This is a genomic window from Azospirillum sp. NS33 (assembly GCF_059703765.1).
In genome coordinates this window covers 154,478-179,328 of sequence record NZ_BAAKJB010000002.1, presented here as the reverse complement: position 1 = coordinate 179,328, position 24,851 = coordinate 154,478, and the positions used below count along the sequence as shown (strand labels likewise).

Below are 24,851 nucleotides of genomic sequence, written 5' to 3'. Positions count from 1 at the left end.
CGTTGCCACTAGAACGTCGCCTTCACGCCGGCGTAGACGGCACGCCCCGGCGAGCTGTAGCGCGCCACCTCCTGATAGTCGGCATCGAACAGGTTGTCGACCCGGCCGAAGATCGTGACGGCCTCCGTCACGGCGTAGCGGGCCTGAAGGTCGACCACGGTGAAGGCGTCGTTGCGGATGTTGGTGTAGGTGCTGTCGAGCTGCTCGCCCACGAAGCGGAGCGTGGCCGACAGGCCGGCCGCGTCGGTCACCCGCCAGTCCGCGCCGAGGCTCGCCTGATGGCGCGGGCGGCGCGGCAGGTCGCGGTTGGTCGCCAGGTTCTCGGACCGCAGGAACGTGTAGCTGGCGTTGAGCCGCAGGGCGTCGGTCGCGGCCAGCGACGCCGCCGCCTCCACGCCCCAGGTGCGGGCGTCCTCGATGTTCTGGTAGGTGTCGTCGAAGCCGATGAGGTCGCTGAAGCGGTTCCAGAAGGCGGTCGCCGACACCGTGCCGCGCCCGCCGAGCACCGCCTGCTCGACCCCGGCGTCGGCGCCGACGCTGCTTTCCGGCGACAGCGACGCGTTGCCGTAGGTGGGCTCGAAGAGCTGGTAGAGGGTCGGCGCCTTGCCCGCGGTGCCGATGCTGGTGCGCAGCGTCGTTCCGGTGCCGGCAAGGGTGTAGGCGGCGGCCGTGCGCACGGTGGTCTTGGCGCCGAACTCCTCGTTGCGGTCGTGCCGCACCCCCACCGTCAGGGCCAGGGCGTCCCACAGCTCGAACAGGTACTGGCCGTAGACGGCGTCGGTGGCGATGGTGTCGTCGACGCCGACGATTCGCAGCCCGGCGCTTTCGCTGACGATGCGCGCACTCTCCTCCTCGTGGAGGGCGCCGACGGTCATCACGTCGCCGCCGTCGAAGCGGTAGTTGCCACGGTACTCCACGGTCCAGCGCCGGCCGCTGTAGTCGCTGTGGGGCGTGTAGCCGCTGGGCTCGTCGAAGGTGCGGTCGGTGGCGCTGCCCGACACGGTGACGACGTTCTCCAGCCGGCCGTCCAGCAGGAACACCGTGTTGTCGACCTTGCCGTAGCGCAGGGTCTTGTCCTTCACGTTGGGCCGGTCGGCGCTGACGTCGTCATAGTCGCCGCGCAGGTCGAACACGCCGGCAGCGGCCTCGACCGACCAGATGTCCGTGAGATCGGCCCGGAAGCGCCCGGTGACCGCCCGGTCGCGGGCGCCGTCCGCCTCGTCGCCGGCGGGGTAGCTGGAGAAGCCGTCGGTGCCCAGGGTGGTGGCGTTCACGGCGAAGCCGAACCGCTCACCGCCACCCTGCGCGCCGGCCGACAGGCGCCACGTGTTGTAGCTGCCCAGCTCGGCCAGCCCACTGACCGAAAGCGGCCCGCGGCCGTCGGTGGTGACGACGCTGATGACGCCGCCCATGGCGTCGTTGCCGTAGAGCGCGCTCTGCGGGCCGCGCAGCACCTCGACCCGCTCGATGCCGGTCACGGCGATGGCGTCGAAGTCGAACTCGCCGTTGGCGTTGGCCGGATCGTTCACCAGCACGCCGTCGATCAGCACCTGGGTCTGCGCCGATTCGGCGCCGCGCAGCCGCACGGTGGCGGTGCTGCCGATGCCGCCGTTGCGCGACAGGCTGACCCCCGGGACGCCCTGCAGGGCGTCGAACAGCTCCGGCTTGCCACCGGCGTCGAAGGCGCTGCCGGGAATGACGGTGACGGAACTGCCCACCTTGTCCGGATCGGTGGCCAGACGGGTGGCGCTGACCACCAGGGTGGGAACGACGACGGTGGCGGCGGACGGCGCCGCCTGCTGGGCGGCGGCCGGCGCCGTGGCGAGCAGCGCGAGGGCGCTCACCCCGGCGAAGCGGAGCGGCCGGCAGGCGGAGGAAGCGGCACGATGCGTCATGAAACAGGAATCCTGGCACGGTTTGGCAGGGCCGGGACAGGGCCGACGGCCACCCTCCCGGGTGGCGCCACCGCACAACGGTCCGCTCGGCGCGGAGATTCCCGTCCCATCGGAACCTCCCGTCCGACGGTCGCGTGACGCTCTTCGACGGCAGGTCTCCTGGCTTGCGCGTCGTCGCTCCCCGCCGCCTTCCCAGTTTCCCAGTGGCGTCGTGGCGGGGCGCTCTGCGCTTACAGTTGCGGGCACAGCCGCGGAGTCGCCCCGTCGAGGGGCTCACCGCGTTCCCTTTTCATCCGCTCTCGCGGAAACCGTCGGACCGAGCTTTAGCGCACGAAGGCCGGTCTTGCCAAGGGTGGTCCTGCCGCAGCACCGATGGAGGGCGGGGGCGGTCCGTGCTAAGCCGGTTTCACCGGATCGGGCCACGGGCCCGGCCCGGTGACACCTGCGGACTCCATGGTTTTGCAGGTTTGCCGAACCCGCCCCTGGGCGGGGCAAGTGCGGGCAACCTGTTTGGGGCTGCCCCTGCGGCAACCAGGATCGCGGCAACCGGGGAAGGCGAGCGATGGCGTACGACGTGTGGTCCGGGCTGCTGGGCGGCCTCGCCCTCTTCGTCCTCGGGTTGGACCTGATGACGCGGGCCCTCAAGACGGTCGCCGGCGACAGCCTGCGCGACCTGCTGGGGCGCCTGACGGCGAACCGCTTCGCCGCGCTGCTCACCGGCGCGGGGGTGACGGCGGTGCTCAACTCGTCCTCCGTCACCACAGTGCTGCTGGTGGGGTTCATCTCCGCCGGGTTCATGACGACGGCGCAGGCGGTCGGCGTCGTCCTCGGCGCCAACATCGGCTCGACCATGACGGCCCAGATCATCGCCTTCGACATCGGCGCGCTGTCCCTGCCGGTGGTTGCGGCCGGCGTTCTGGTGGCGCTGGCCGGGCGGCGGCGGCGCACCCGCGATCTCGGGTTGTGCGCCCTGGGCGTCGGGCTGGTGTTCTACGGCATGGCGGTGATGGGCGATGCCATGCGGCCGCTGCGCGGCGACCCGGCGTTCGTCGAGCTGCTCGGCACCCTGCGCTCGGTGCCGCTGGCCGTCCTCGCCGGGGCGCTGTTCACGGCCGTGGTCCAGTCGTCGGCGGCCGCCATCGCCATCGCCATGACCATGGCGGCCAACGGGCTGCTGGGGCTGGACGCCGCCATCGCCGTCTCGCTGGGTGCCAACATCGGCACCTGCGTCACAGCCGGCCTCGCCACCCTGGGCAAGCCGCCCGACGCGGTCCGCCTGTTCCTCGTCCACCTCGGCTTCAACGTCGCGGGGGCCCTGCTGTGGACCCCGTTCATCGCCGAACTGGCCGCCGCGGCCCGGGCCCTGACGGCCGCCCTGTCCGGACCGGCCGACGTGACGCGGCAGATCGCCAACGCGCACACCCTGTTCAACGTGCTGAACGCGCTGCTCTTCCTCGGCGTCACCCCGCAGATCGCACGGCTGCTGCGGTGGCTGGTGCCGGACCGCCCCCAGGCGCCCGCCCTGGCGCCGCGTCACCTGGACGCCGCCCTGATCGCCATGCCGGCGCTGGCGGTCGAGGCGGCGCGGCTCGAGGCCGCTCATCTCGGCCAGGAGATCGCCGCCCTGCTCGGCGGCGCGCTGGTGGACCTGGAGCACCGCCTGCGCGGCGCCGGCGACGACGAGGCGCCGATCCTCGCCGGCGCGCCGGTCGAGGCGGTGCACCGGCTGCGCAAGGCGATCCTGGCCTATCTTGCCCGGATCATGGCGACGGACCTGAGCGCCGCCGACGCCGCCCGGGCGACCGACCTGGTCCAGGCGGTGGAACTCCTCAACGCGATGCTCGAGGTGACGGCGACGCTCGGCCGGCCGTCGCTGACCGAGCCCGACGCCCGGCGGCGCGCCCTGAGCGCGTCCCAGGCGGCCGGGCTGGCGGCGCTGGGCGACGAGGTTCACCGGCACCTGCTGGCGGCGACGGACGCGCTGACCCGCCAGGACGCGGCGACCGCCCGCGCGGTGATCGGCGCCAAGCAGGCGCTGCACGCCACCGTGCGGCGGCTGACCGACGACCTGTTCCGCTCGCTCATCAATGACGATGCCGCGGCGCGCACCGGGTTCACCGGGGCGATGGCCGATCTGGAGCGGCTGTCACGGCTGCACCGGCTGGTGCGCAAGCTGGCGAAGCTGGTGGTGCGCCCCGCCGCGGCGGACCGCCCCGCGGTCACATCCGGCGCGGAAGCACCAGCGTGAAGGCCGTCCCCTCGCCTTCCGTGCTGTCCACGGCCAGCCGTCCGCGCAGGGTCTGCTGAACGATGTTGAAGACGATGTTCAGCCCCAGGCCGGTGCCGCCGCGCGCCCGGTTGGTGGTGAAGAAGGGATCGAAGATCTTCGGCAGGACGTCCGCGGGAATCCCGCGCCCGTCGTCGGCGAACACCATCTCGACGTCGTCCGCGCCAAGGGGCGTCACGGTGACCCGGATGCGGCCCGCCCGGCCGGGCTCGAAGGCGTGCACCAGGGCGTTGATCACCAGGTTGGTGAGCACCTGGGCCACCGGCCCGGGAAAGCCATCGATCTCGATCCCCTCCGGACACGCGACGGTGACCGTCGTCCCCGACGGCCTGAGGCGCGGGCCCAGGCTGACCAGCACCTCGTGGATGTAGAGGCCGAGATCGAAGGTGCGACGGTCGTCGTGGGTCTGGTCGACGGCCACCTGCTTGAAGCTGTGGATCAGGCCGGCGGCGCGGTCGGCGTTGGCCAGGATGCGCTCCGTCGCCTCGCCGGCGAGGTCGAGGTAGCGCTGGAACTCGGACCGGCGCACCGTCCCGGCGGCGAACTGGTCGGCCAGCACGCGGGTCTCGTCGGCCAGCAGGGACGCCGCGGTCACGGTGATCCCGACCGGCGTGTTGATCTCGTGGGCGACACCGGCCACCAGCCCGCCCAGGGAGGCGAGCTTCTCCGCCTGGATCAGGCTCTGCTGCGCCGCCCGCAGGTCGGCCAGCGCCGCCTCCGCCCGGTCCTTCGCGGCGCGCAGGTCGTCCGCGGCGCGGTGGCGGTCGGTGACGTCGTAGTGCCAGACGATCCAGGCCTGGCGACCGTCGTACTCCATGGGCCGAACGTCGAGCAGGCACCACCAGGCGGTGCCGTCCATGCGGCGGCGCTGCACCTCCAGGCCGCTGATCGAGCCGCGGGTGTCGACCTCGGCCATCATCCGGTGCATCTCCGCGGCGTCCGCGAAGGACTCGGCGACCGGCCGCCGCAGCGCGTCGGCATGCTCGCGGATCCCGAACAGCTCGTCGAACTTCGGGTTGCTGTAGAGGCGCTCGTGGGTGCGGACGCAGACGATCGAGATGCCGACCGGGCTGGTTTCCAGCATCAACCGCCAGCGCCGCTCCTGGGCGTCCCGCTCGGCCTCCACCCGCCGGCGGGCCGCGGCATTCTCCCGGAACACCGCCACCGCGCGGGCCATCGCCCCGATCTCGTCGCCGACCCCGGTGCCCTGGACCGGGTGATCGAAGTCGCCGCCGGCGATGGCGCTCATCGTGCTCATCAGGCTGCGCAAGGGGGTGCGGATGCTCTGGCCGATGGCCCAGGAGGCGGCGGCGCTGAGCGCCAGGAACACCACGCCCAGCAGGGCGACGCCCCAACCGACCCGGACCAGAGCCTCGTCGAAGCGGCGCTGCGCCTCGGCCTGGCGGTCACGGCCGTGGGCGACCATGCGGTCGATGACCTGCGCCATCGCGCGCTGGCCGCCGTCGATCTCGGCGCGGAGCAGGCGTGCCTGCTGCTCCAGGGTGAAGCGCAAGGTGGCCATGCCCTGGCGCAGCACCTCCGCCCGCTCCCGCAGGGCGTCGACGGCGTCGCGCTGGAAGCCGTCGGCGGCCAGCGCGCGAATCGCCTGCAGCGTCCGGTCCATCGTGGCCAGCGCCGTCTCCGCGCGGTGGTTCGCCTCGCGGTCGGCGCCGAGGTAGAAGGCGTTGGCCGCCAGCAGCGCGTTGGCGAACCCCTCGCGCGAGGACCCCAGCAATGGGAGCACCGCGGGGTTGCCGTCCCGCACCGCGGCGTCGAGCGCGGCGTAGAGGGCGGACACCTCGGCCCCGGTGCGCAGGATCGCCGTCTCGTAGTTCTGCCGCAGCCGCTCCATCAGCGTCCGCACGGCGTCGAAGCTGGCCAGGAAGCGCCGCGACGCCGCCGTCAGCCCGCCGAGGTCGCCGGCCATCTCCGCGTCGGGGACGGCGGTGCCCTCGAGCTTGTCCAGCAGGGCGCCGCGGCGGCGGTCGATCTCGCCGAGAAGCTCGGCCGTCGGGGTGTGGATGTAGCGGTGCACCAGGCTCTGCAGGCGGCTGACGTCGCTGTCGATGCCGACGAACAGGCGGTCGTAGGCCTGGACCCGGCGGACCGCCCGCCACTCCGACTCCATCACCGTGGCCCCGGCCCACACCAGCATGGCCAGCATCAGCATGGCCACGCCGTTCAAGGCGACGATCAGGAAGATCCGGAGGCTGACCGGAACGGCGCGCAGCGCTCCGCCCCAGCGCCCCGCCGCCGCGCCGCCGCCGCCGGGGCGCGGCGCGGAGTCGGCGACGCCCGCCGTCATCCGCCGACCGCCACGGCGCTGCGACGCCGGGTCGCGGCCCCCCCTCCAGCGCTGCCCGCGTCCCTGGCCACCGCCTCGCCCCCCTCGCCCTTCGCCCGACGGACCATTCGCGCGCCAACACTAGCCGACCCGCACCACCTTTGCACCCGTTCGGCGGAGCGGCAAAACCGCGTTAGGTCGAAGGTACATTGAACCTCCTGCACCTCCCGGGTGTTGCGGCTGGATACGGGAGCAATCCCGCGAAGTCCATGCCCGCGCGACCGCCCCGGGGCGGCGGTCATCCTCCAGACAAAGAGGCAGCGCCGTGAAAGATGCAGGGTCGAAGCGCGCATTGGTGACCGGAGGCGCCGGATTTCTCGGCTCGCACCTCTGCGAACGCCTTCTTGCCGAAGGCCATGACGTCCTGTGTGTCGACAACTACTTTACAGGCTCGCGGAGCAACATATCACACCTGATGGGTGACCCGCGCTTCGAACTGTTGCGCCACGACATCACGGTCCCCCTCGCCGTCGAGGTTGACGAGATCTACAACCTCGCCTGCCCGGCGTCGCCGGTCCACTATCAGCACGACCCGGTGCAGACGACCAAGACAGCGGTGCTCGGCGCCATCAACATGCTGGGACTTGCCAAGCGGCTGAAAGCGCCGATCCTCCAGGCCTCGACCAGCGAGGTCTACGGCGACCCCCTGGTCCACCCGCAGCCCGAGGGATACTGGGGGCACGTCAACCCGACGGGGCGGCGCGCCTGCTACGACGAAGGCAAGCGGTGCGCCGAGACGCTGTTCTTCGACTACCACCGCCAGCACGGGCTGGCGATCAAGGTGGCGCGCATCTTCAACACCTATGGGCCGCGGATGCATCCCGACGACGGCCGGGTGGTGTCCAACTTCATCGTCCAGGCCCTGCGCGGCGACCCCATCACCGTGTACGGCGACGGCACGCAGACGCGTTCGTTCTGCTACGTCGACGACCTGATCGACGGATTCCTGGCGCTGATGGCCTCCCCCGCCGCGGTGACGGGGCCGGTCAACCTCGGCAATCCCGGGGAGTTCACCATCCGGGCGCTGGCGGAGACGGTGATCGCCATGACCGGCTCCCGCTCGCCCATCGTCCACCGGCCCCTGCCGCACGATGACCCCCGGCAGCGCCGGCCCGACATCGCGCTGGCCCGCGACACCCTGGGCTGGGCACCGCGGGTGTCCCTGGAGGACGGGCTGGCCAGCACCATCGCCCATTTCACCGCCCTTTTCGACGCCCGGGCCGGCGCCCGGCCGTTGCGCGCCGCCGCCGAATAAGGCCGCCCGATCACCAGGGCGTGCCGTCGCGGCGGATGAAGCGGCCGCCCCGCAAGATCATGTCATCGTCGGGGTAGTGGGCCTCGTCGCCCGCCGTGCGGTCGCCCACCTCCAGGTAGACGGCGACGGCGTCGCTCCGGTTCACCAGATGGTGCCCGTCGGGCGACCCGGCGGGGAAGCCGGCGCACATGCCGGGGTGGAGCGTCTGCTCCCCGGCGTCGGTGACGAGCACCAGGTCGCCCTCGACAACGTAGATGAACTCGTCCTGGCGGGTGTGCCAGTGGCGCAGCGCCGACTCCGCGCCCGGCTCCAGCCGGGTCATGTTGACGCCGTAGGCGGTAAGGCCGAAGCGCTCGCCCAGCCTCACCCGCGCCCGGCCCGCCACCCGGTGGCGGAAGGGTGCGGGGTAGTCAGTGGCGCCCGGCGTCCCGCGCAGCGCCGCCGCGTCGAGGGCCGTGGCGCCGGCGGCCCGGCCGGCTGGATCGTCGGATGCCATCGCCTTCTCTCTTTCGAATCGCGCCGTCGAGGCGCAGCATGGACCGAGGATGCCGGCCGGCGCGGTTCCCGTCAAACGGGGACACCGACCGGCGGCAACCTGTTGATGGCGGCACAGGAAGGAGAACGCCATGGAACAGGAGGTCCGCATTCCCCCCCTCGACCTGGAGGGCGTGCTGGCGCTGCCGCCGGGCTTCGGCGGCGTCGTCATCGTCCTGAACGGCAGCGCCCGCCACGGCCCGCGCGACCGCCGACTGGCCATGGCGCTGGACGCCGCCGGCTTCGGCACCCTTGCGTTCGAGCCGCTGACCGCCGCGGAACGGGAGGACCCAACCAACGACCACGACGTCCACCGCCTGGCCGAGCGGCTCATCCAGGCGACGCGGTTCGTGCATCAGCACACCGGCCTGGCCGGGCTTCCCATCGGCTATCTCGGCACCTCCACGGGCGCCGCCGCGGCGCTGATCGCCGCCGCCCGCCTGGCCGAGCACGACCATCTCCGCGCCGTGGTGTGCTGCGGCGGGCGCCCCGACCTGGCCGAGGTGTGGCTGGACGGGGTCAGCGCCCCGACCCTGCTGCTGGTCGGCGCCGCCGATGGCCCGGTCGTCGAGCTCAACCGCCAGGCGCTCGACCGCCTGCACGGGCAGAAGGCGCTGGAGGTCATCCCCGGCGCCGGGCACCTGTTCGAGGAGCCCGGGACCATGGAGCTCGCCGCCGCCTCGGCCGCCGCCTGGTTCGCGACCCACGTCAACGGCGGCCAAGGCAGCGGCCAAGGCGGCGGCGGAAACGGCGCCTGAAACCGCGCCCGAGAGCGCGGCCGCCGGGCGCCGCTGGACACGCGCATGGCGACGGCCCATGTGGCTGAGGATGACCCTCGAACTCCTCTCGCGCCGGCCGGCGCCGCCGACCGACCGCTCCCTCCCGCCCCTTCTCTTCGTCCACGGCGCCTTTTGCGGCGCCTGGATCTGGGACGCCACGTTTCTCGGCTGGTTCGCCGCGCGGGGCTGGGAGGCCCACGCCCTCAGCCTGCGCGGCCACGGCGGCAGCGAGGGGCGGGAGGGGCTGCGCTGGCACGCGTTGGCCGACTACGTCGACGATGTCGTCGCCACCATCGACCGCTTCGCCACCCCGCCGGTGCTGGTCGGCCATTCCCTGGGCGGCCTGGTGGTGCAGCGGGCGCTTCTGCGCCGGCGCGCGCCGGCGGCGGTGCTTCTGGCGTCGACCCCGCCCCACGGCCTGTGGGAGGCGTCGCTGCGCTTTCTCTGGCGCGAGCCGTACGCCGCCCGGCAGATGGGCATCCTGTTGGCCCGCGGCGCCCGCCACGTCGACCCCGACGGCATCCGCCGCGCCATGTTCTCCGACCGGATGCCGCGGGCCGAGGCGGCGCGCTACGAGCCCCACCTCCAGGAGGAAAGCCACCGCGTGCTGTGGGAGACCATGGTGTGGACCCCCTACCCGACGACGCCGCATCCGTCGGTTCCGATCCTCGTGGCCGGCGCCGGGGCGGACGTGCTGATCCCGCCCGACCAGGTGCGCAGCACCGCCCGGCTCCTGCACACGCGGCCGGTGATGTTCCCCGGCCGCGGCCACGCCCTCATGCTGGAGCCGGGGTGGCAGGAGGTGGCCGGCGCGGTCGATGGGTGGCTGGCACGCACCCTCGCCGAGCCGGCGCCGCCGGCCGGCTACGCCCCGGCGGCGCCGCGGAATCCGGTGGCGACGATGTAGGTCTCGGAGGAATCGGCGCGGCTCGCCGGCGGCTTGGCGTGGCGCACGCTGGCGAAGTCACGCTTCAGCCGGTCCAGGAACGAGCGTTCGGCGCCGCCCTGGAACAGCTTGCAGACGAAGGCGCCGCCCGGCTCCAGAACCGCCTCGGCGAAATCGTAGGCGGCTTCGGCCAGGGCCATGATGCGCAGGTGGTCGGTCTGGTGGTGGCCGGTGGTGGGCGCGGCCATGTCGCTCAGCACCAGGTCGGCCGGGCCGCCCAGGGCGTCCTTCAGGCGGTCCGCCGCGCCCTCCTCCAGGAAGTCCGCCTGCAGGGTGGTGGCCTCGGGCAGCGGGTCCATGGGCAGGATGTCCAGCCCGACGACCCGGGCGCCGGTCTGGGCCGGCCGCACCTTCGCCACCGCCACCTGGGTCCATCCGCCCGGCGCGGCGCCGAGGTCGACGACCCGCTTGCCCGGGGCCAGGAGGCGGAACTTCTCGTCGAGCTGAAGCAGCTTGAAGGCGGCGCGGGAGCGGTAGCCGCGTTTGCGCGCCTCGGCCACGTAGGGATCGTTGAGCTGGCGTTCCAGCCACCGCGTCGACGACAGGGAGCGCTTGGCGGCGGTCTTCACGCGAACCGTGGCGCGGCGGCCGCCCGGCCGCGTGTCGTTGGGCTTGTGTGGCATCGTCCTTCGTTCCTTCACGGAGCGGCGCCCGGCCGGCTGCCCGCTCCAACTCCGACTCCAGGTCCCGCTCGACCATCGACCGGGCTCCCGCATGGGGACGGGTCACGCCCCGGACGCGCCGATCAGGTCGACGAGGATGCCCTCGCGCAGGCCGCGGTCGGCGATGCGCAGGCGCGGCACCGGGCAGCAGTCGCAGATCGCCTCGAGCACCGCGCAGCCGGCCACCACGAGGTCGGCGCGATCGGACCCGATGCAGGGATGCCCTGCCCGGCCGGCAAAGTCCAGCGTCAGCAGCTTGGCGATGATGGTGCGGGCGTGGTCGATGCGCAGGAAGCTGCCGTCGACGGCGCGCCGGTCGTAGCGCGGCAGGCCCAGGTGGAGGCCGGCCAGGGTGGTCACCGTGCCCGACGTGCCGAGCAGCTGCGCCTGCCCGGCGGCGTGGCGGGCGGCGACGCCGTTGCGGGCGATGAAGGGTTCGATCAGGCCGGCGACCTCGTCGACCATGGCGCGGTAGTGGGTCATCGGCACGCGGTCGCCGCCGTAGCGCTCGGCGAGGCCGATCACCCCGCGGCTGATGGAGATCTGGTCGAGCAGGCGCGCGGGGCGCCCCGGTTCGACCGCCAGCCACATGAGCTCGGTCGAGCCGCCGCCGATGTCGAAGACCAGCGCGAAGGGCACGGAGGGGTCGAGCAGGGAGGCACAGCCGGCGATCGCCAGGCGGCCCTCCTCCTGGCTGGAGATGATCTCGATGGCGATCCCGGTCTCGCGCTCGACGGCGTCGACGAACACGGCGCGGTTCTCCGCGCGGCGGCACGCCTCGGTGCCGACCGCCCGCGCCGCGGTGACGCCCCGGCGCTCGATCTTGGCGCCGCACACCCGCAGCGCGTCGAGGGTGCGTTCGATGGCCTGGTCCGACAGCCGCTCGCTGCGGCTCAGCCCCTCGCCCAGGCGGACGATGCGGGAGAAGGCGTCGATCACCCGGAAGCCGCCGGGCACGGCGCGGGCGATCAGCAGCCGGCAGTTGTTGGTGCCCAAGTCGAGCGCGGCGAACACCGGACGCGCCACCGCGGTGGGCCGCATCGCCAGTCCCGGCGCCGGCATGGCCATGCGGACGCGTCCAAGCTCCTTGGGTTCCTCTCCCTGCACGATCAACCCCACCACCCCGGCGGCCCCTGCCCGGCGGCCTTCCCGGCCGCGTTCGTTCGTTGCGGAACGATCGTCCGCACTGGAAACATCCCCAGTGTAGCGTCATATGGGGACGGCGCTGAAGTTCTGCATTCGAAAGAGGCGCCCCGCCCGGCCCGGCCGGGCTCGAAAAAAGGGCTTCACAAGCCCCGACCGCGGTGCTAAAAGCCCGCCCACCATCAGGACGCGGCCAATCGCCGCTGCCGACCTCCACCGGTCGGCGACCCGGATTGGGGGATCGTCTAGCGGTAGGACAGCGGACTCTGACTCCGCCAGCCTAGGTTCGAATCCTAGTCCCCCAACCAACTCTCCTGATCTTCCTCGACGATCTCCGCCCGGCCGGGAAGAGGTGGGCCAATGGTCCACAGTCCTGGTCCACATCCCTCTGGTCACGGGGCTGGGGCGTGACGGTGAATCTGAGGCTCAAGGGCCTCCTCGGCTTGGTCGAGCGGATCGGCGAGCTTTGGCGCCTTGGGGCGGACCTGGTCGGCGACCTGGCGCCCCTGGGCCTTGGCCGAGGCGGCGTCGTTGTGTGCGAAGGCGGTGGCAATGAAGGCGGCGACCACCCATCGGCCGCTCTTGCCGACGCGGGTCCGGGCGTTGCCCATGGAAATGGACGCGGCAGCGCTGCCAAGTTGCCTGGAACACCCCGGCGTCGGCCGCCTTGATGCCCTCGTGGGCGTCGGAGATCACCAGCTTGACGCGCCAGCCGGTCGGGCGAGCGCCCGCCGGGAGCTCCCAGGTCAACGCATGAACCTCGATCTCCATCAGCCGCTGGGCGGCGAAGCCAATCATCTCCCGCAGCACGTCGGCATCCGTGCCCTTTTCCAGCATTCCGCGCAGTGCCATCCTCTCGTCGGTCATCGTGGTCACCCTCGGTAAGGGTTTGAGTTGTGGTGACCAGACGTTACCGAAGAACCACGATGACCGACCGCCGGGGCAGGCCCTGCTACACCACTCCCAGGGACGTGACCCCGGAATCCCTTTTATGAGTTTATGACATAGGGAAATCCACAGGCCAGAATTGCGGCGGCGGTCAAAGCACTCTCACTGCTAAGGTTCGGGCCGGTGGCGTATCGTCTTGGTGTAGGATGGACGGCCGATCAACGAGTGGACGCACTGGCAGTGAACTTCGACGACATCAAGGTGGGTGCCCGCCTCAGGGGTCTGGACGCCGCCGGGCCGGCGGAGGTCGTCTCCGTCTCGCGCTTCGGGCCGGATGCCATGAACCTCGTGTTCCGCGTCGACGGACGTGTCGGCGAACGCCTGATCTACCGTGGCGAGGAGTCGGCGTTCGAGATCGTCGAAGGGGGGCGGGCCTACGCGTTCGATGCCGACGGGGGCCTGCTGCGCCTGGCGTCGGAGGCGTACCGGATCCGCCTCGCCCACCTGTTCGATCCCTACCTGGCGGTCAGCACCTCCCAGATCGAAGCCCTGCCCCACCAGATCACGGCGGTCTACGGCGAGATGCTGCCGCGCCAACCCCTGCGCTTCCTGCTGGCCGACGATCCCGGCGCCGGCAAGACGGTCATGGCCGGGCTTCTCATCAAGGAGCTGCTGATCCGCGGCGACCTGGAGCGTTGCCTGATCGTCGCTCCCGGCAGCCTCGTCGAGCAGTGGCAGGACGAGCTGGCGGAGAAGTTCGGCCTGGGGTTCGAGATCCTGACCCGCGACCAGATCGAGGCGTCGATCACCGGCAACCCGTTCATCGAGAAGAACCGCCTGATCCTGCGTCTCGACATGGCGGCCCGGTCGGACCCGCTGAAGGCCAAGCTGGAAGCGGCACCGGACTGGGACCTCGCCATCTGCGACGAAGCCCACCGCATGGCGGCGTCCTATTTCGGCGGCGAGGTCAAGGAGACGCAGCGCCACAAGCTCGGCCGGCTGATCGGCACCCGCGCCCGCAACTTCCTGCTGATGTCGGCGACGCCGCACAATGGCAAGGAGGCGGATTTCCAGCTCTTCATGGGCCTGCTCGATGCCGACCGATTCGAGGGGCGTTTCCGCGAGGGCGTTCACCGGGCCGACGTGTCGGACATGATGCGCCGTCTGACCAAGGAGGAGCTGTACCGGTTCGACGGCACGCCGCTGTTCCCGGAACGGCGCGCCTACACGGCGAGCTACGAGCTCTCGCCGGCGGAAGCCGACCTGTACCAGGCGGTCACGACCTACGTGCGCGAAGAGATGAACCGGGCCGATCGGGTCGGCGACGACAAGCGGCGCATGAACGTCGGGTTCGCGCTGCAGATCCTCCAGCGCCGCCTCGCATCCTCGCCGGCCGCCATTCACCGCTCCCTGGAGCGCCGCCGCAAACGCCTTGAGGAGCGGTTGCGGGAGGAACGGCTGGTCCGCGACGGGGCGGCCCGCCCCTTCGCGCGGGCGCTGCCCGCCCTGTCCTACGATCCCGACGACTTCGAGGAGGCTCCCGGCGAGGAGGCGGAAGCCGCGGAAGAGGCGATCGTCGATCTGGCGACGGCGGCACAGACCCTGGTCGAGCTGGAAGCGGAGATCCTCATCCTCAAGGACCTGGAGGAGCGTGCCCTGGCCCTCAAGCTGTCGGGCCGGGACACCAAGTGGCGCCAGCTCGAGTCCATCCTCGACGAACCGATCATGCTGGACGCGGCCACCGGCCTGCGCCGCAAGATCCTGATCTTCACCGAGCCCAAGGACACGCTGGAATACCTGCAACAGAAGATCGTGTCCCGCACCGGCGACCCCGCCGCCGTGGTCGTCATCCACGGCGGCATCGCCCGCGAGGCGCGCCGGGCCGCCATCGCCGCCTTCAACTCCGACCCGGTGGTGCGGGTGATGATCGCCAACGACGCCGCCGGCGAGGGGGTGAACCTCCAACGCGGCGCCCACCTGATGGTCAACTACGACCTGCCCTGGAATCCCAACCGGCTGGAGCAGCGCTTCGGCCGCATCCACCGCATCGGCCAGACCGAGGTCTGCCACCTCTGGAATCTCTGCGCCACCAACACCCGGGAAGGCGAGGTCTACCGCCGGCTTCTGGAAAAGCTCGAGGAGGCACGCGTCGCCCTGGGTGGCAAGGTCTACGACGTGCTGGGCCAGCTTTTCGAGGGGCAGGCCCTGCGCGACCTCCTGGTCGACGCCATCCGCTACGGCGACAGCCCCGGGACGAAAGCCGACCTGTTCCGCAAGGTCGACGGCGCGGTCGACGTCGCCGCCATCGAGGCGCTCGTCGCCGAGCGCAAGCTCACCTCCGAAGGCATGGACCCGAACGCCGTGGCGGCGATCCGCGAGCAGATGGAGCGCGCGCAGGCCCGCCGTCTGCAGCCGCATTTCATCGGCGCGTTCTTCCGCGAAGCCTTCACCCTGCTGGGCGGGCGCATGGCCGAGCGGGAGAACGGCCGCTTCGAGATCACCCGCGTGCCCTCCCTTCTCAAGGAGCGCGACCGCCTCATCGGCCGCGGCGATCCCGTGCTGGACCGCTACGCCCGCGTGACGTTCGAGAAGACCCTGGTGGCCGGCCAGCCCCAGGCGGAGCTGATGGCGCCCGGTCATCCCCTGCTCGACACTGTGGTGGACATCGTGCTGGAGCGCTTCCAGCCGCTGCTGAGCCAGGGCGGCGTGCTGGTCGACGACGCCGACGACTCCACCGCGCCGCGGCTGCTGGTCTATCTCGAGCACGCGGTCCGCGACGGCCGCACCGCGAAGTCCGGGGAGCCGCGGGTCGTCTCGCAGCGCCTTCAGTTCATCTGGCTGGCCGAGGACGGCGGCGCCGTCGACGGCGGTTCCGCCCCCTACCTCGATTGCCGGCCGGCCACCACCGAGGAAAAGGCGCTCGTCGCCGACGTGATGGCGGCGCCGTGGCTGTCCGGTGGGGTCGAGGACCGGGCCATCGGCTACGCCATCGAGACCCTGGTCCCCGCCCATTTGGCCGAGGTGAAGCGGCGCCGGCTGGCCGAGATCGACAAGGTCGAGCGCGAGGTGCGGCAGCGGCTGACCCGCGAGATCAACCACTGGGACGCCCGTGCCGCGCGCCTGCGCGAGGAGGAACGGGCCGGCAAGGAGCAGCGCATCAACGCCCAGAACGCCGAGGCCACGGCGTCCCGGCTCGTCGAGCGGCTGCACCGCCGGCAGGCGGAACTCGACCGCGAACGCCGGATCATCGCCCTGCCCCCGGTCCTGAAAGGTGCGGCGCTGGTGGTTCCCAGGGGCCTGCTGGCCACACGCGCCGCACCGGCGCACGCCCGACCGACCGGCTTCGCCGAGGACCCGGAGAGCCGCGCCGAGGTCGAACGGCTGGCGATGGACGCCGTGATGGCGGCCGAGCGCGCCCTCGGCCACGCCCCGCGCGACGTGTCGGCCGAGAAGCGGGGCTGGGATATCGAGAGCCGCGACCGGGCGACCGGCAGCCTGCGCTTCATCGAGGTCAAGGGACGCCGCGCCGACGCCCGCGACGTGATCATCACGAAGAACGAGATCCTGGCCTCGCTGAACGCGCCCGACGCCTTCATCCTGGCCCTGGTGCGGGTCGACCGGGGGTACGTCCAACAGCCCGTCTATGTCCGACGCTTCTTTACGCGTGACCTGGGATTCGCCGAGACCGCCGTCGTCTTCGACCTGACGGACCTGAGCCGCAGCGGGGCGCCGCCGGCATGAGACGGCCCGTGAAGCGGTCCGACATCCCGCCCCGGACGTCGGACAACGAGAAGCGGCGGCTTGCCGGCCCGGCGGACGCCGACGCTCAGGCCGAGGGACTCGCCGGCATGGGGTATGAGGGATCGCCCAAGCACAAGCGGCATCCCCATCTGTTCGGTCTGGAGCCATTCCGGGGAGAGCGCGGCGACCGCACCTTGTGCGACGAGCACGCCGGCTTCAGGCCCGCCGACTTAGCCCGCATTCCCATGTTGATCGAGCGGGCGCTGGCGGCGCGTCTGGTCGGAACCCGGGTCTGGACGGTGGACGACACCGGCTGGATCTACGAGCTTTCGGTGACCAACCGCGACACCGCTCTGTTTCACGGTTATCCGGTCCGACCCTCCGAGGCCATCGCCGCGCCCGTCTTGCGCCGTTTCGCCGAGTGGGCGGAGCGGCACGGCACGGCCCGCGACAAGAAGGCTGCGGCGGCCTGCGAAACCCGATATAGGATCGCGTCATGACAGCGCTTCGGATAGAGGTTCGCCGCGACCGGCCCGACGACCCCGACGCACCGCAGGGGATTGCGGTGCGCGCGGACCACGTCGTGCTGACCAGGCTCCGCCGCGGCGACCGCGAGGACGACTGCCTCCAGGCCCCGCCGGCCGCCCTGGCGTTCTGGCTGGTCGACCATTGGTGGCGGCTGCGCTGGGAGTGCATCCCCCCGAACGGCCGGACGCCGGAGTGGCGACTGGCCCATGAGTTGGCCTCCATCGGCGGAGGTTTCGCGTGGCCGCGACTCACGATCTGGGGCGAGGGGCACCGCGTCGGGCTGATCGGCAAGAGCGACAGTGAGGACGATCCGGGGCCGGTCCGCTATCTCACCGATGCCCTGATCTTCGTTCCCGGTACGGACTTCGAGGGCGCGGTCGATGCGTTCCTCGCCGAGGCGGCCGACGACGACGCGGGATACGGATCGGACCGCGCCACGCTGCGCCACGTGATCGAGACCCTGGCCGCCGAGCGCACGGACCCCGACGTCGCCCAATGGCGCCGCATCGAGGCGATGGCGGGTTTCGATGTCGACGATGCGCCGGAATCGCTGATGGAGCGCGCCGCCGGCCTGATCGATCGCTTTGGCGCCGAGGACGTCGAGGAGGCGGTGAGCGCGGCCCCCGGCGCCGACGCGGCGGCGACGTTGGACAGGGTGCTTCGCGAGGTGCGCCCCCAATCCTTCGCCGAGGTCGGCTTTGACGACGCAGTCCGCATCTGCCGCCGCGCCATGAACGACCGGTACAGCGAGCCGTGGCAGATGGCCGAGCGGGTGACGTCGACATTGCGCGACGAGGTCGGCGCGGGATGGCAACCGCTCCGCAATCGCGATCTGTCCGAACTCACGGGAGTGGCGCCAACGGTGCTCCAGCCGCGGTACGCCGACACCTATGTCCACGCGCCCTATGGGGTCCGGCTTCGCGACGACGGCGCCGGGATTCAGCGTGTCTTCCTGCGCAGCCGAAAAGGGCACGACCGGCGTTTCGAGCTGGCCCGCTGCCTCGGTGACGCGGTGTGGACGGACTCGTCCGCCCTCGGGCCCGTGTCGCGATCGGGGACCGAGCGTCAGAAGTTCCAGCGCGCCTTTGCCGCCAGCCTCCTGTGTCCCTACGACGCTTTGTTCGAGTTCCTGGGGACCGACGACCCGACCGACATCGCGCTGGCCCGGGCCGCGCGGCATTTTCACGTCAATGAGCGCATGGTCCGAACCGTTCTCGTGAACAAGAAGGCGATGGACCGCCAACGTCTTGGCCTGCCCTTTCCCGACCTGCGCGACAACAGCCCGATCGAAGACCTGGCGGAAGCCGTATGACCATCACGAAAGCTCGGAAGAAGCTGATCGAAGTCTCGATCCCGCTCGAGGCCATCAACGCGGCGTCGGCCCGCGAGAAGTCGATCCGCCACGGCCACCCCTCGACCCTGCACCTGTGGTGGGCGCGCCGGCCGCTGGCGGCGTGCCGTGCGGTGCTGTTCGCCCAGCTCGTCGACGACCCCTCCTCCTGGCCCGACCGCTTCCGCACCGAGGAGGAGCAGGACACCGAGCGGCGGCGCCTGCACAAGGTGATCGAGGACATGGTGCCGTGGGACGCGGCCAACGACGAGCGCGTCCTCGACGCCGCCCGCTGGGAGATCGCCCGCTCCGTCGCCTGGGGCCTGGGCGAGGAGCCGCCGTCGCGCGACGATCCCAAGGCGGTGCTCGCCTATCTCCAGACCAAGGCGCCGCCGGTCTATGACCCGTTCTCTGGCGGCGGCTCGATCCCGCTGGAGGCGCAGCGCCTGGGCCTGCGCGCCTACGGCTCCGACCTCAACCCGGTGGCCGTGCTGATCGGCAAGGCGCTGGTGGAGATCCCGCCCAAGTTCGCCGGCCGCCCGCCGGTCAACCCCGAGGCGCAGGCCGAACTGGCGCGCGGCGGCCATTGGAACGGCAAGGGCGCGCAGGGCCTCGCCGCCGATGTGCGATATTACGGCAAGTGGATGCGCAACGAGGCGGAGAAGCGCATTGGCCACCTCTACCCCAAGGCGACCCTGCCCGATGGCAGCGAGGCCACCGTCATCGCCTGGCTGTGGGCGCGGACCGTCCGCTCCCCGGATCCCGCCGCCAAGGGAGCCATGGTGCCCCTGGTGTCGTCCTTCATGCTGTCCACCAAAGAGGGGAAAAAGGCATGGGTGGAACCGGTGATCGATCCCTCCGCGCCGGACGGTTGGCGGTTCGAGGTGAAGACGGGCGTGTTGAGCAAGGAGGACGAGGAGCGGCTGAAAGGGGGAACTAAATCTTCGAGGGGAAATTTCACCTGCATCCTAACCGGCACTGCGATTTCCGAGACTTGGAATAGAGCTGAAGGAAAAGCCAAAAATCTTGGCACACGGCTGATGGCCATTGTTGCGGAAAGCAGCAAAGGAAGAATTTACGTTTCTCCCCAGCAAAATCACTCACTCATTGCGGTATCAGAACAGCCCCGCTGGGAGCCTGAAGGGGAGTTGTATGATAAAGCGCTTGGCTTTCGGGTGCCTGCTTACGGGTTGACTCGTTGGGCCGACCTATTCACACAGCGCCAACTCGTTGCACTAACCACATTTTCAGAGTTGGTTGCCGAGATCCATGAGAAGGTTCTCGCCGATGCCCGCGCAGCCGGTCTCGTTGATGATGGAATCGGACTAAATGCAGTTGGCCGAAGTGGAACAGCGTATGCTGACGCTGTTGCCACCTATTTGGCATTCTCTATCGACAAGGCCGCGGACCGCAACACGACGCTTTGCGTGTGGGAGTCAAAAATGGACCGGATGAAAAATACATTTGGTCGACAAGCATTGCCAATGGTATGGGACTACGCGGAAACTAATCCCTTTAGTGGAGCGGGAGGTGACATTGCGGGGACAGCATTTGCGATATACGAAGTTCTGAACAAGCTGGATCTCACCGGAGAAGGTCGCATCCATAACATAAATGCTCCGCAGAACTCGTTTCCTGTACGGCCTATCGTCATTTCCACAGATCCTCCGTACTACGACAACATCGGATATGCCGATCTCTCCGATTTTTTTTACGTTTGGCTGAGGCCTTCTCTCTCCGAAATTTGGCCGGACCTATTCCGGCGTCTGACTGCGCCCAAGAATGAGGAACTCGTCGCAACGCCCTACCGTCACGGCAGCAAGGACAAGGCCGAGGCATTCTTCATGCGTGGAATGGCCGACGCCCTCACGGCCATGCGTAAAGCGGCCACCGATGGTGAGCCCTTGACCATCTACTATGCCTTCAAGCAATCTGAGCTTGCCGAGGAAGGCATCACCTCAGCCGGCTGGGCGTCGTTCCTGCAGGCCGTCGTCGAGGCCGGGTTGGTCGTCGACGGGACTTGGCCGGTCCGCACGGAACTGGCGAACCGCATGCGTGGGCAGGCCTCGAACGCCCTCGCCTCGTCCATCGTCCTGGTTTGCCGCAAGCGGGCCGCAGATGCCAGCGTCACCACGCGCGCCGCCTTCGTCCGCGCTCTGAAGCGTGACCTGCCGGAGGCCATCGACAAGATCCGCAAGGCCGGCGTCGGGCCGGTGGACATGCAGCAGTCAGTCATCGGCCCCGGCATGGGCATCTTCTCCCGCTACGCCAAGGTGCTGGAGGACGACGACAGCGCCATGACCGTCCGCACGGCGCTGGCGCTGATCAACCGCGTCTGGGAGGAGATCGAGTACGAGCTCGACGCCAACTTCGACGCCGAGACGCAGGTGGCGCTGGCCTGGTTCGGCAGCTACGGCTTCGACCCGCGGCCGTCCGGGGAGATGATCGTCCTCGCCACCGCCAAGAACACCTCGGACCGGGCGCTCTTCGCGTCCGGCGTGTTCAAGGACCTCCGCGGCAAGGTGGCGCTCACGCCGCGCGACGACCTGAGGCCGGACTGGACGCCGCTGTCCGACCGCTCGCTGACCGTCTGGGAATGCGTGCAGCACACGGCGCGCGTGCTGCGCTCCGAGGACGGGGGCGGGGCGGCGGCGGCCCGGCTGGTCGCCCAGATGGGGCCGAAGGCGGCGGAAGCCCGGGCGCTGGCCTACCGGCTGTTCGAGATTGCCACGAAAAAGGGTTGGAACCAGGAAGCGCTCGTCTATAACGAGCTGGCGCAGGAATGGCCGCACCTGGAGGACCGGGCGGCGAACCAGCCGGCCGAAGCCGGGGCGGTGCAGGCCAGCCTGTTCTGAGGATTCGGGGAGAGGGATGCGCGTGACCGAGGACAAGGAGAACCTGCGCCGGGTCCAGGAAGGCCTCTACCATCTCCAGCGCGGCCTCACGCCCTTCGTCGATGCGCGGATGAAGGCGGTCCATGGCGCGAAATGGCTGCATTACGCCAGCCGCGCCGCCGGCGGCTCGCCCAACGCCCCGCTCGACGCCTACGGCCTGCTCAAGACCATGGTGGACGCCTGGCGCGAGGTCTTCGACGCGGCGTTTGCCCGCGGCGACAAGCACAAGGTCCGCAACTTCACCTCCATGGCGCTGGAGGCCCGCAACGCCATCTCCCACCTGGCGATCCCGCTCCAGGACGACGAGGCGCTGCGATTCCTCGACGCCATGCACCAACTCCTCCGGCTGGTGAAGGCGGACGAGGACGAGGTCGCCGTGCTCAAGCGGCTCTACACGGAGCAGCGCGCCTCCGGCGTGGTCCCCGCCCCGGCCGGTGTCGAGGCGACCGCGGCCACGGCGCCCCCGGAACCGGAGCCCGACTCCGGCGCCACGGCGGGCAAGGCGCTGCGGCCGTGGATCGAGGTGGCGCTGCCACACCCGGACGTGCTGGCCAACCGTTTCAAGGAGGCGGAGTTCGCCGCCGACCTCTTCGCCGTCGACGCCGGCCATGCCACCGAGGATTACGCGACCCCGGAGAACTTCTTCCGCATCACCTTCCTGACCGAGGGCCTGCGGCGCGTGCTGCTATCCGCCCTGCAGCGCCTCGGCGGCAGCGGCGGCGACCCCGTCATCGGGTTGCAGACCGGCTTCGGCGGCGGCAAGACGCACACCATGCTGGCCGTGCTCCATCTGGCCCGGGCGGGCGACCTGACGGTGCTGCAAGGGATCGGCCCGCTGGCCGAGGGCGCCGGCATCCGGGCCTGGACCCGGCCCAAGGTCGCCGTGTTCGTCGGCTCGTCGAAGGGCACCGACGTGCCGCTGATGCTGCGGGACGGGCCGCGGGTGCACACGCTGTGGGGCTACATCGCCTGGCGGCTGGCCGGCGAGGCGGGGCTGGAGATCGTCCGCGAGGCGGAAGCGGCGCGCACCAACCCCGGCTCCGAGCTGATGGTCGAGGTCTTCCAGCGGGCGGGCCCGAGCGTCATCCTGCTCGACGAGCTGGTCGCCTTCGCGCGCCAGCTCCCCGATGACCGGTTCGAGGCGTTCCTGTCCTTCATCCAGTCGCTCACCGAGGCGGCGAAGATGGTGCCCGGCATCCTGATCGTCGGCTCCCTGCCGGAGAGCGACCTGGAGGCCGGCGGGGACAAGGGCGTCCAGGCGCTGCGCCGCCTGCAGGCGGTGTTCGGCCGGGTGCACTCGACCTGGCTGCCGGCGTCGGGCGACGAGACCTACGAGATCATCCGGCGCCGCCTGTTCCAGCCCTTCGACAGCGACGGCGAGAAGGCGCGTGACGAGACGGTCAAGGCCTTCCACGACCTCTACCGCCGCAACCCCGCCGAGTTCCCGCCGGAGGCCAAGGAGGCGCGCTACCACGAGTTGCTGCGGCTCTCCTACCCGATCCATCCCGAGCTGTTCGACCGGCTCTCCAAGGACTGGGCCAGCCTGGAGAAGTTCCAGCGCACGCGCGGCGTGCTGCGCTTCATGGCGAATGTGGTGGGCGTGCTCTGGCACGCCCAGGTGCGCGATCCGCTGATCATGCCGGCGCGCGTGCCCATCGCGCACGAGCGCATCCGCGCCAGCGTGCTCTACCCGCTCGACCCCGGCTTCGGCGCGGTGGTCGACCGCGAGGTCGACGGCGACAGCGCGCTGCCGACGCGGATGGAGGCGAACCCCAGCCGCCGCATCTCCCAGGCGCGCGCCGCGACGCGCGCCGCCCGCGCCGTCTTCCTGTGCTCGGCACCGACCGTTGGCCAGCCCAACGCCGGTCTCACCGGACCGGGGCTGCGGCTGGCCTGCGCCGAGCCGGGCGACCAGTTGGCGATCTTCGGCGAGGCGCTGCGCGAACTGTCGGAACGCGCGACCTACCTCTATGAGGAGACCGGACGCTACTGGTTCTCGACCCAGCCGACGCTCAACCGGCTGGCCGACGAGCGCGCCCGTGGGGTCCCCGAGCACGAGGTGGACGACGCCATCGCCCAGGTGCTGCGCGACGACGGGACGACCAAGGGTGGTTTCCACCGCGTCTTCGCCGTGCCCGACGATCCCATCGCGGTCGATGAGTGTGCCGCCCTGTCCCTCGTCATCCTCGGCCCGTCGGCGCCCCACGCCGGGCGGGCCGCCGCCCCGTCGGCCGCGACCGAGGCCGTGACCGAGGCGCTGACGCGCTGCCGCGCGTCGCAGCGCCGGCTGCGCAACACCCTGCTCTTCGCGGCGCCGGACGCGGGGCTTCTGGGGACGGCCCGCGATGCCATGCGCAAGGCGCTGGCCTGGACGTCGATCGTCGGGGACGCGCGCCTGCGCCAGCAACTGACCCAGGCCCAGGTCGCCGACGCCCAGGACAAGCAGAAGACCGCCCGCGACGGTGCAGAGAAGGCCGCCCGCCTCGCCTGGAGCCACGTGCTCTACCCGGCCAAGGACCCGAGCACCGCGCCGGGCGCCGCCTTCCACCTGGAGCACCTGTCGGTCACGGCCAAGGACCGCGTCGCCCTGCCGGCGGTCGTCTACGACAAGGCGAAAGGCGACGGCCTCATCAAGGACCGCTACGGCCCGGAGACCCTGTCGCACCACCTGAACCCGCTGTGGCCGGAGGACCGGCCCCATCTCCCGATCGCCGAGATCGCGGAGTGGTTCGCGTCCTACGTCTACCTGCCGAAGCTGCGGGACCGCGTGGTCCTCGAGACGGCCATCCGCGAGGCCGTCGGCCGGCTCGATCCCCTGTTCGGCTACGCCGACGGCGTCGATGAGGCGTCCGGACACTACCGCGGGCTCCGTCTTGGTGCGCCGCCTCCCGAGTTGCTGCCGGACACGGCCCTGCTGGTCCGGACGAGCGCCGCCGCCGCCGCGCTGCGGGCCGCCGCGGACGAGGCCGGCCGAGGGCCGGCCGGCGGGCCGTCGCCGCCGCCACCGGAAGACGGTGTGAAACCGGGCGAGGATGCCGGCGGCGGGAGCGGCGGCGGCGGCGACAGCGGGCCGCGCATGCCGACCCGCTTCTACGGCACCGTCGACCTCGACATGGTGCGGCCGGTCAAGGCGTTCGAGGCCATTCTCAACGCCGTCGTGATGGAGCTCCAGCGCACACCGGGCGCCAAGGTGACGGTGACGCTGGAGATCGAGGCCGAGGCGGCGTCCGGCTTCGACGAGGGGGACGTGGGCGTGGTCCGGGACAACGCCCGCCAGCTCAAGTTCAAGCCGGAGTCGACGGGCTTCGAGTGACCCGGTTGGTCGATGGCGTAGGGCGGGTAACTGCCGGAGCGTCATGGCAACCGGCCGTCGATCCCCGTCCTCATGACGGCGGGACCCATTGCCAGGTAGCCCGATTCCGGAGCCGGTTTTTGCAGACTCGGCTCGCTGTTCAGTCCCTCCGGCTTGGCCATGGCCCGAGCGGGCGCGGCGCTTCCGGTCGGCGCTTGGGATGCCGCGGGCGACCATGGGTTCGGTCGGGTGGCCGGTGATCGCCATGGGGATCGAGCGCGTCCGTGCCCGCCATGGTGGCGGAGACCGGGCGTCCCCCGCGGGCGGCTCGCT

General features: G+C 71.0%; 14 protein-coding genes, 1 tRNA gene, 1 pseudogene and 1 riboswitch. Of the genes and pseudogenes, 10 read left to right on the top strand and 6 right to left on the bottom strand.

Going from position 1 to position 24,851, the window contains the following annotated elements:
• Positions 1-8: 8 nt before the first annotated feature.
• On the bottom strand, positions 9-1,895 hold the full coding sequence (locus AC6H2I_RS03430) for a TonB-dependent receptor plug domain-containing protein (protein ID WP_497499170.1): 1,887 nt from the start codon (positions 1,893-1,895) through the stop codon (positions 9-11).
• A gap of 132 nt (positions 1,896-2,027) precedes the next feature.
• Positions 2,028-2,223, bottom strand: a riboswitch (cobalamin riboswitch).
• Between the two features lie 234 nt (positions 2,224-2,457).
• Here AC6H2I_RS03430 and AC6H2I_RS03425 point away from each other — a divergent pair.
• Positions 2,458-4,143: a Na/Pi cotransporter family protein gene (locus AC6H2I_RS03425; RefSeq protein WP_497499169.1), complete on the top strand. Its 1,686-nt coding sequence runs from the start codon at positions 2,458-2,460 to the stop codon at positions 4,141-4,143.
• Here the strand turns inward: AC6H2I_RS03425 and AC6H2I_RS03420 are convergent.
• Positions 4,115-6,487 (bottom strand): sensor histidine kinase, encoded by a 2,373-nt coding sequence (locus AC6H2I_RS03420; RefSeq protein ID WP_497499168.1) that lies wholly within the window; start codon positions 6,485-6,487, stop codon positions 4,115-4,117. The two genes, AC6H2I_RS03425 and AC6H2I_RS03420, sit on opposite strands and share 29 nt — an antisense overlap.
• Before the next feature lie 304 nt (positions 6,488-6,791).
• Here AC6H2I_RS03420 and AC6H2I_RS03415 point away from each other — a divergent pair, with 304 nt between their 5' ends.
• A complete protein-coding gene (locus AC6H2I_RS03415; RefSeq protein WP_497499167.1) occupies positions 6,792-7,781 on the top strand; it encodes a UDP-glucuronic acid decarboxylase family protein in 990 nt (329 codons plus the stop codon).
• Between the two features lie 10 nt (positions 7,782-7,791).
• Here the strand turns inward: AC6H2I_RS03415 and AC6H2I_RS03410 are convergent, their stop codons facing one another.
• The gene (locus tag AC6H2I_RS03410) at positions 7,792-8,277 is read right to left on the bottom strand and encodes a cupin domain-containing protein (RefSeq protein ID WP_497499166.1); all 486 of its coding nucleotides are present in this window, start codon (positions 8,275-8,277) and stop codon (positions 7,792-7,794) included.
• A gap of 130 nt (positions 8,278-8,407) precedes the next feature.
• Here AC6H2I_RS03410 and AC6H2I_RS03405 point away from each other — a divergent pair, with 130 nt between their 5' ends.
• Complete coding sequence (locus AC6H2I_RS03405; RefSeq protein ID WP_497499165.1) at positions 8,408-9,073, top strand: dienelactone hydrolase family protein; 666 nt, start codon at positions 8,408-8,410, stop codon at positions 9,071-9,073.
• A gap of 70 nt (positions 9,074-9,143) precedes the next feature.
• Positions 9,144-10,001 (top strand): alpha/beta hydrolase, encoded by an 858-nt coding sequence (locus AC6H2I_RS03400; protein WP_497499164.1) that lies wholly within the window; start codon positions 9,144-9,146, stop codon positions 9,999-10,001.
• Here AC6H2I_RS03400 and AC6H2I_RS03395 read toward each other — a convergent pair.
• Positions 9,959-10,663 (bottom strand): RlmE family RNA methyltransferase, encoded by a 705-nt coding sequence (locus AC6H2I_RS03395; RefSeq protein WP_497499163.1) that lies wholly within the window; start codon positions 10,661-10,663, stop codon positions 9,959-9,961. The genes AC6H2I_RS03400 and AC6H2I_RS03395 overlap by 43 nt on opposite strands.
• 102 nt (positions 10,664-10,765) lie before the next feature.
• Positions 10,766-11,770 carry a Ppx/GppA phosphatase family protein gene (locus AC6H2I_RS03390; RefSeq protein WP_497499162.1) on the bottom strand — a complete coding sequence of 335 codons (1,005 nt, stop codon included), beginning with the start codon at positions 11,768-11,770 and terminating at the stop codon, positions 10,766-10,768.
• Positions 11,771-12,079: 309 nt separating this feature from the next.
• Between AC6H2I_RS03390 and AC6H2I_RS03385 the strand changes: the two genes are divergently transcribed.
• A tRNA-Gln gene (locus AC6H2I_RS03385) sits at positions 12,080-12,153 on the top strand.
• A gap of 126 nt (positions 12,154-12,279) precedes the next feature.
• Here AC6H2I_RS03385 and AC6H2I_RS03380 read toward each other — a convergent pair.
• Positions 12,280-12,550, bottom strand: a pseudogene (locus AC6H2I_RS03380) (transposase); the annotation flags it as partial.
• Between the two features lie 408 nt (positions 12,551-12,958).
• On the opposite strand from AC6H2I_RS03380, the gene AC6H2I_RS03375 reads away from it, so the two are divergent.
• The 5 genes from AC6H2I_RS03375 to AC6H2I_RS03355 are packed head-to-tail and all read left to right on the top strand — an operon-like array spanning position 12,959 to position 24,539.
• The gene (locus tag AC6H2I_RS03375; protein WP_497499161.1) at positions 12,959-16,474 is read left to right on the top strand and encodes a protein NO VEIN domain-containing protein; all 3,516 of its coding nucleotides are present in this window, start codon (positions 12,959-12,961) and stop codon (positions 16,472-16,474) included.
• 8 nt (positions 16,475-16,482) lie between these two features.
• Complete coding sequence (locus AC6H2I_RS03370) at positions 16,483-16,974, top strand: hypothetical protein (protein WP_497499160.1); 492 nt, start codon at positions 16,483-16,485, stop codon at positions 16,972-16,974.
• Complete coding sequence (locus AC6H2I_RS03365) at positions 16,971-18,314, top strand: hypothetical protein (RefSeq protein WP_497499159.1); 1,344 nt, start codon at positions 16,971-16,973, stop codon at positions 18,312-18,314. Before AC6H2I_RS03370 ends, AC6H2I_RS03365 begins: the two co-directional genes overlap by 4 nt.
• Positions 18,311-21,187: a DUF1156 domain-containing protein gene (locus AC6H2I_RS03360; protein ID WP_497499158.1), complete on the top strand. Its 2,877-nt coding sequence runs from the start codon at positions 18,311-18,313 to the stop codon at positions 21,185-21,187. The genes AC6H2I_RS03365 and AC6H2I_RS03360 overlap by 4 nt, the downstream gene beginning before the upstream one ends.
• A gap of 22 nt (positions 21,188-21,209) precedes the next feature.
• On the top strand, positions 21,210-24,539 hold the full coding sequence (locus AC6H2I_RS03355) for a DUF499 family protein (protein ID WP_497499157.1): 3,330 nt from the start codon (positions 21,210-21,212) through the stop codon (positions 24,537-24,539).
• The last annotated feature ends 312 nt before the right edge of the window (positions 24,540-24,851 follow it).

Bases quoted from the DNA above. Each gene is read 5' to 3' on its own strand.
- AC6H2I_RS03420 (WP_497499168.1), bottom strand. From the start codon at position 6,487: ATGACGGCGGGCGTCGCCGACTCCGCGCCGCGCCCCGGCGGCGGCGGC.
- AC6H2I_RS03410 (WP_497499166.1), bottom strand. From the start codon at position 8,277: ATGGCATCCGACGATCCAGCCGGCCGGGCCGCCGGCGCCACGGCCCTC.
- AC6H2I_RS03405 (WP_497499165.1), top strand. From the start codon at position 8,408: ATGGAACAGGAGGTCCGCATTCCCCCCCTCGACCTGGAGGGCGTGCTG.
- AC6H2I_RS03365 (WP_497499159.1), top strand. From the start codon at position 16,971: ATGACAGCGCTTCGGATAGAGGTTCGCCGCGACCGGCCCGACGACCCC.
- AC6H2I_RS03430 (WP_497499170.1), bottom strand. From the start codon at position 1,895: ATGACGCATCGTGCCGCTTCCTCCGCCTGCCGGCCGCTCCGCTTCGCC.
- AC6H2I_RS03400 (WP_497499164.1), top strand. From the start codon at position 9,144: ATGACCCTCGAACTCCTCTCGCGCCGGCCGGCGCCGCCGACCGACCGC.
- AC6H2I_RS03425 (WP_497499169.1), top strand. From the start codon at position 2,458: ATGGCGTACGACGTGTGGTCCGGGCTGCTGGGCGGCCTCGCCCTCTTC.
- AC6H2I_RS03360 (WP_497499158.1), top strand. From the start codon at position 18,311: ATGACCATCACGAAAGCTCGGAAGAAGCTGATCGAAGTCTCGATCCCG.
- AC6H2I_RS03390 (WP_497499162.1), bottom strand. From the start codon at position 11,770: ATGGCCATGCCGGCGCCGGGACTGGCGATGCGGCCCACCGCGGTGGCG.
- AC6H2I_RS03395 (WP_497499163.1), bottom strand. From the start codon at position 10,663: ATGCCACACAAGCCCAACGACACGCGGCCGGGCGGCCGCCGCGCCACG.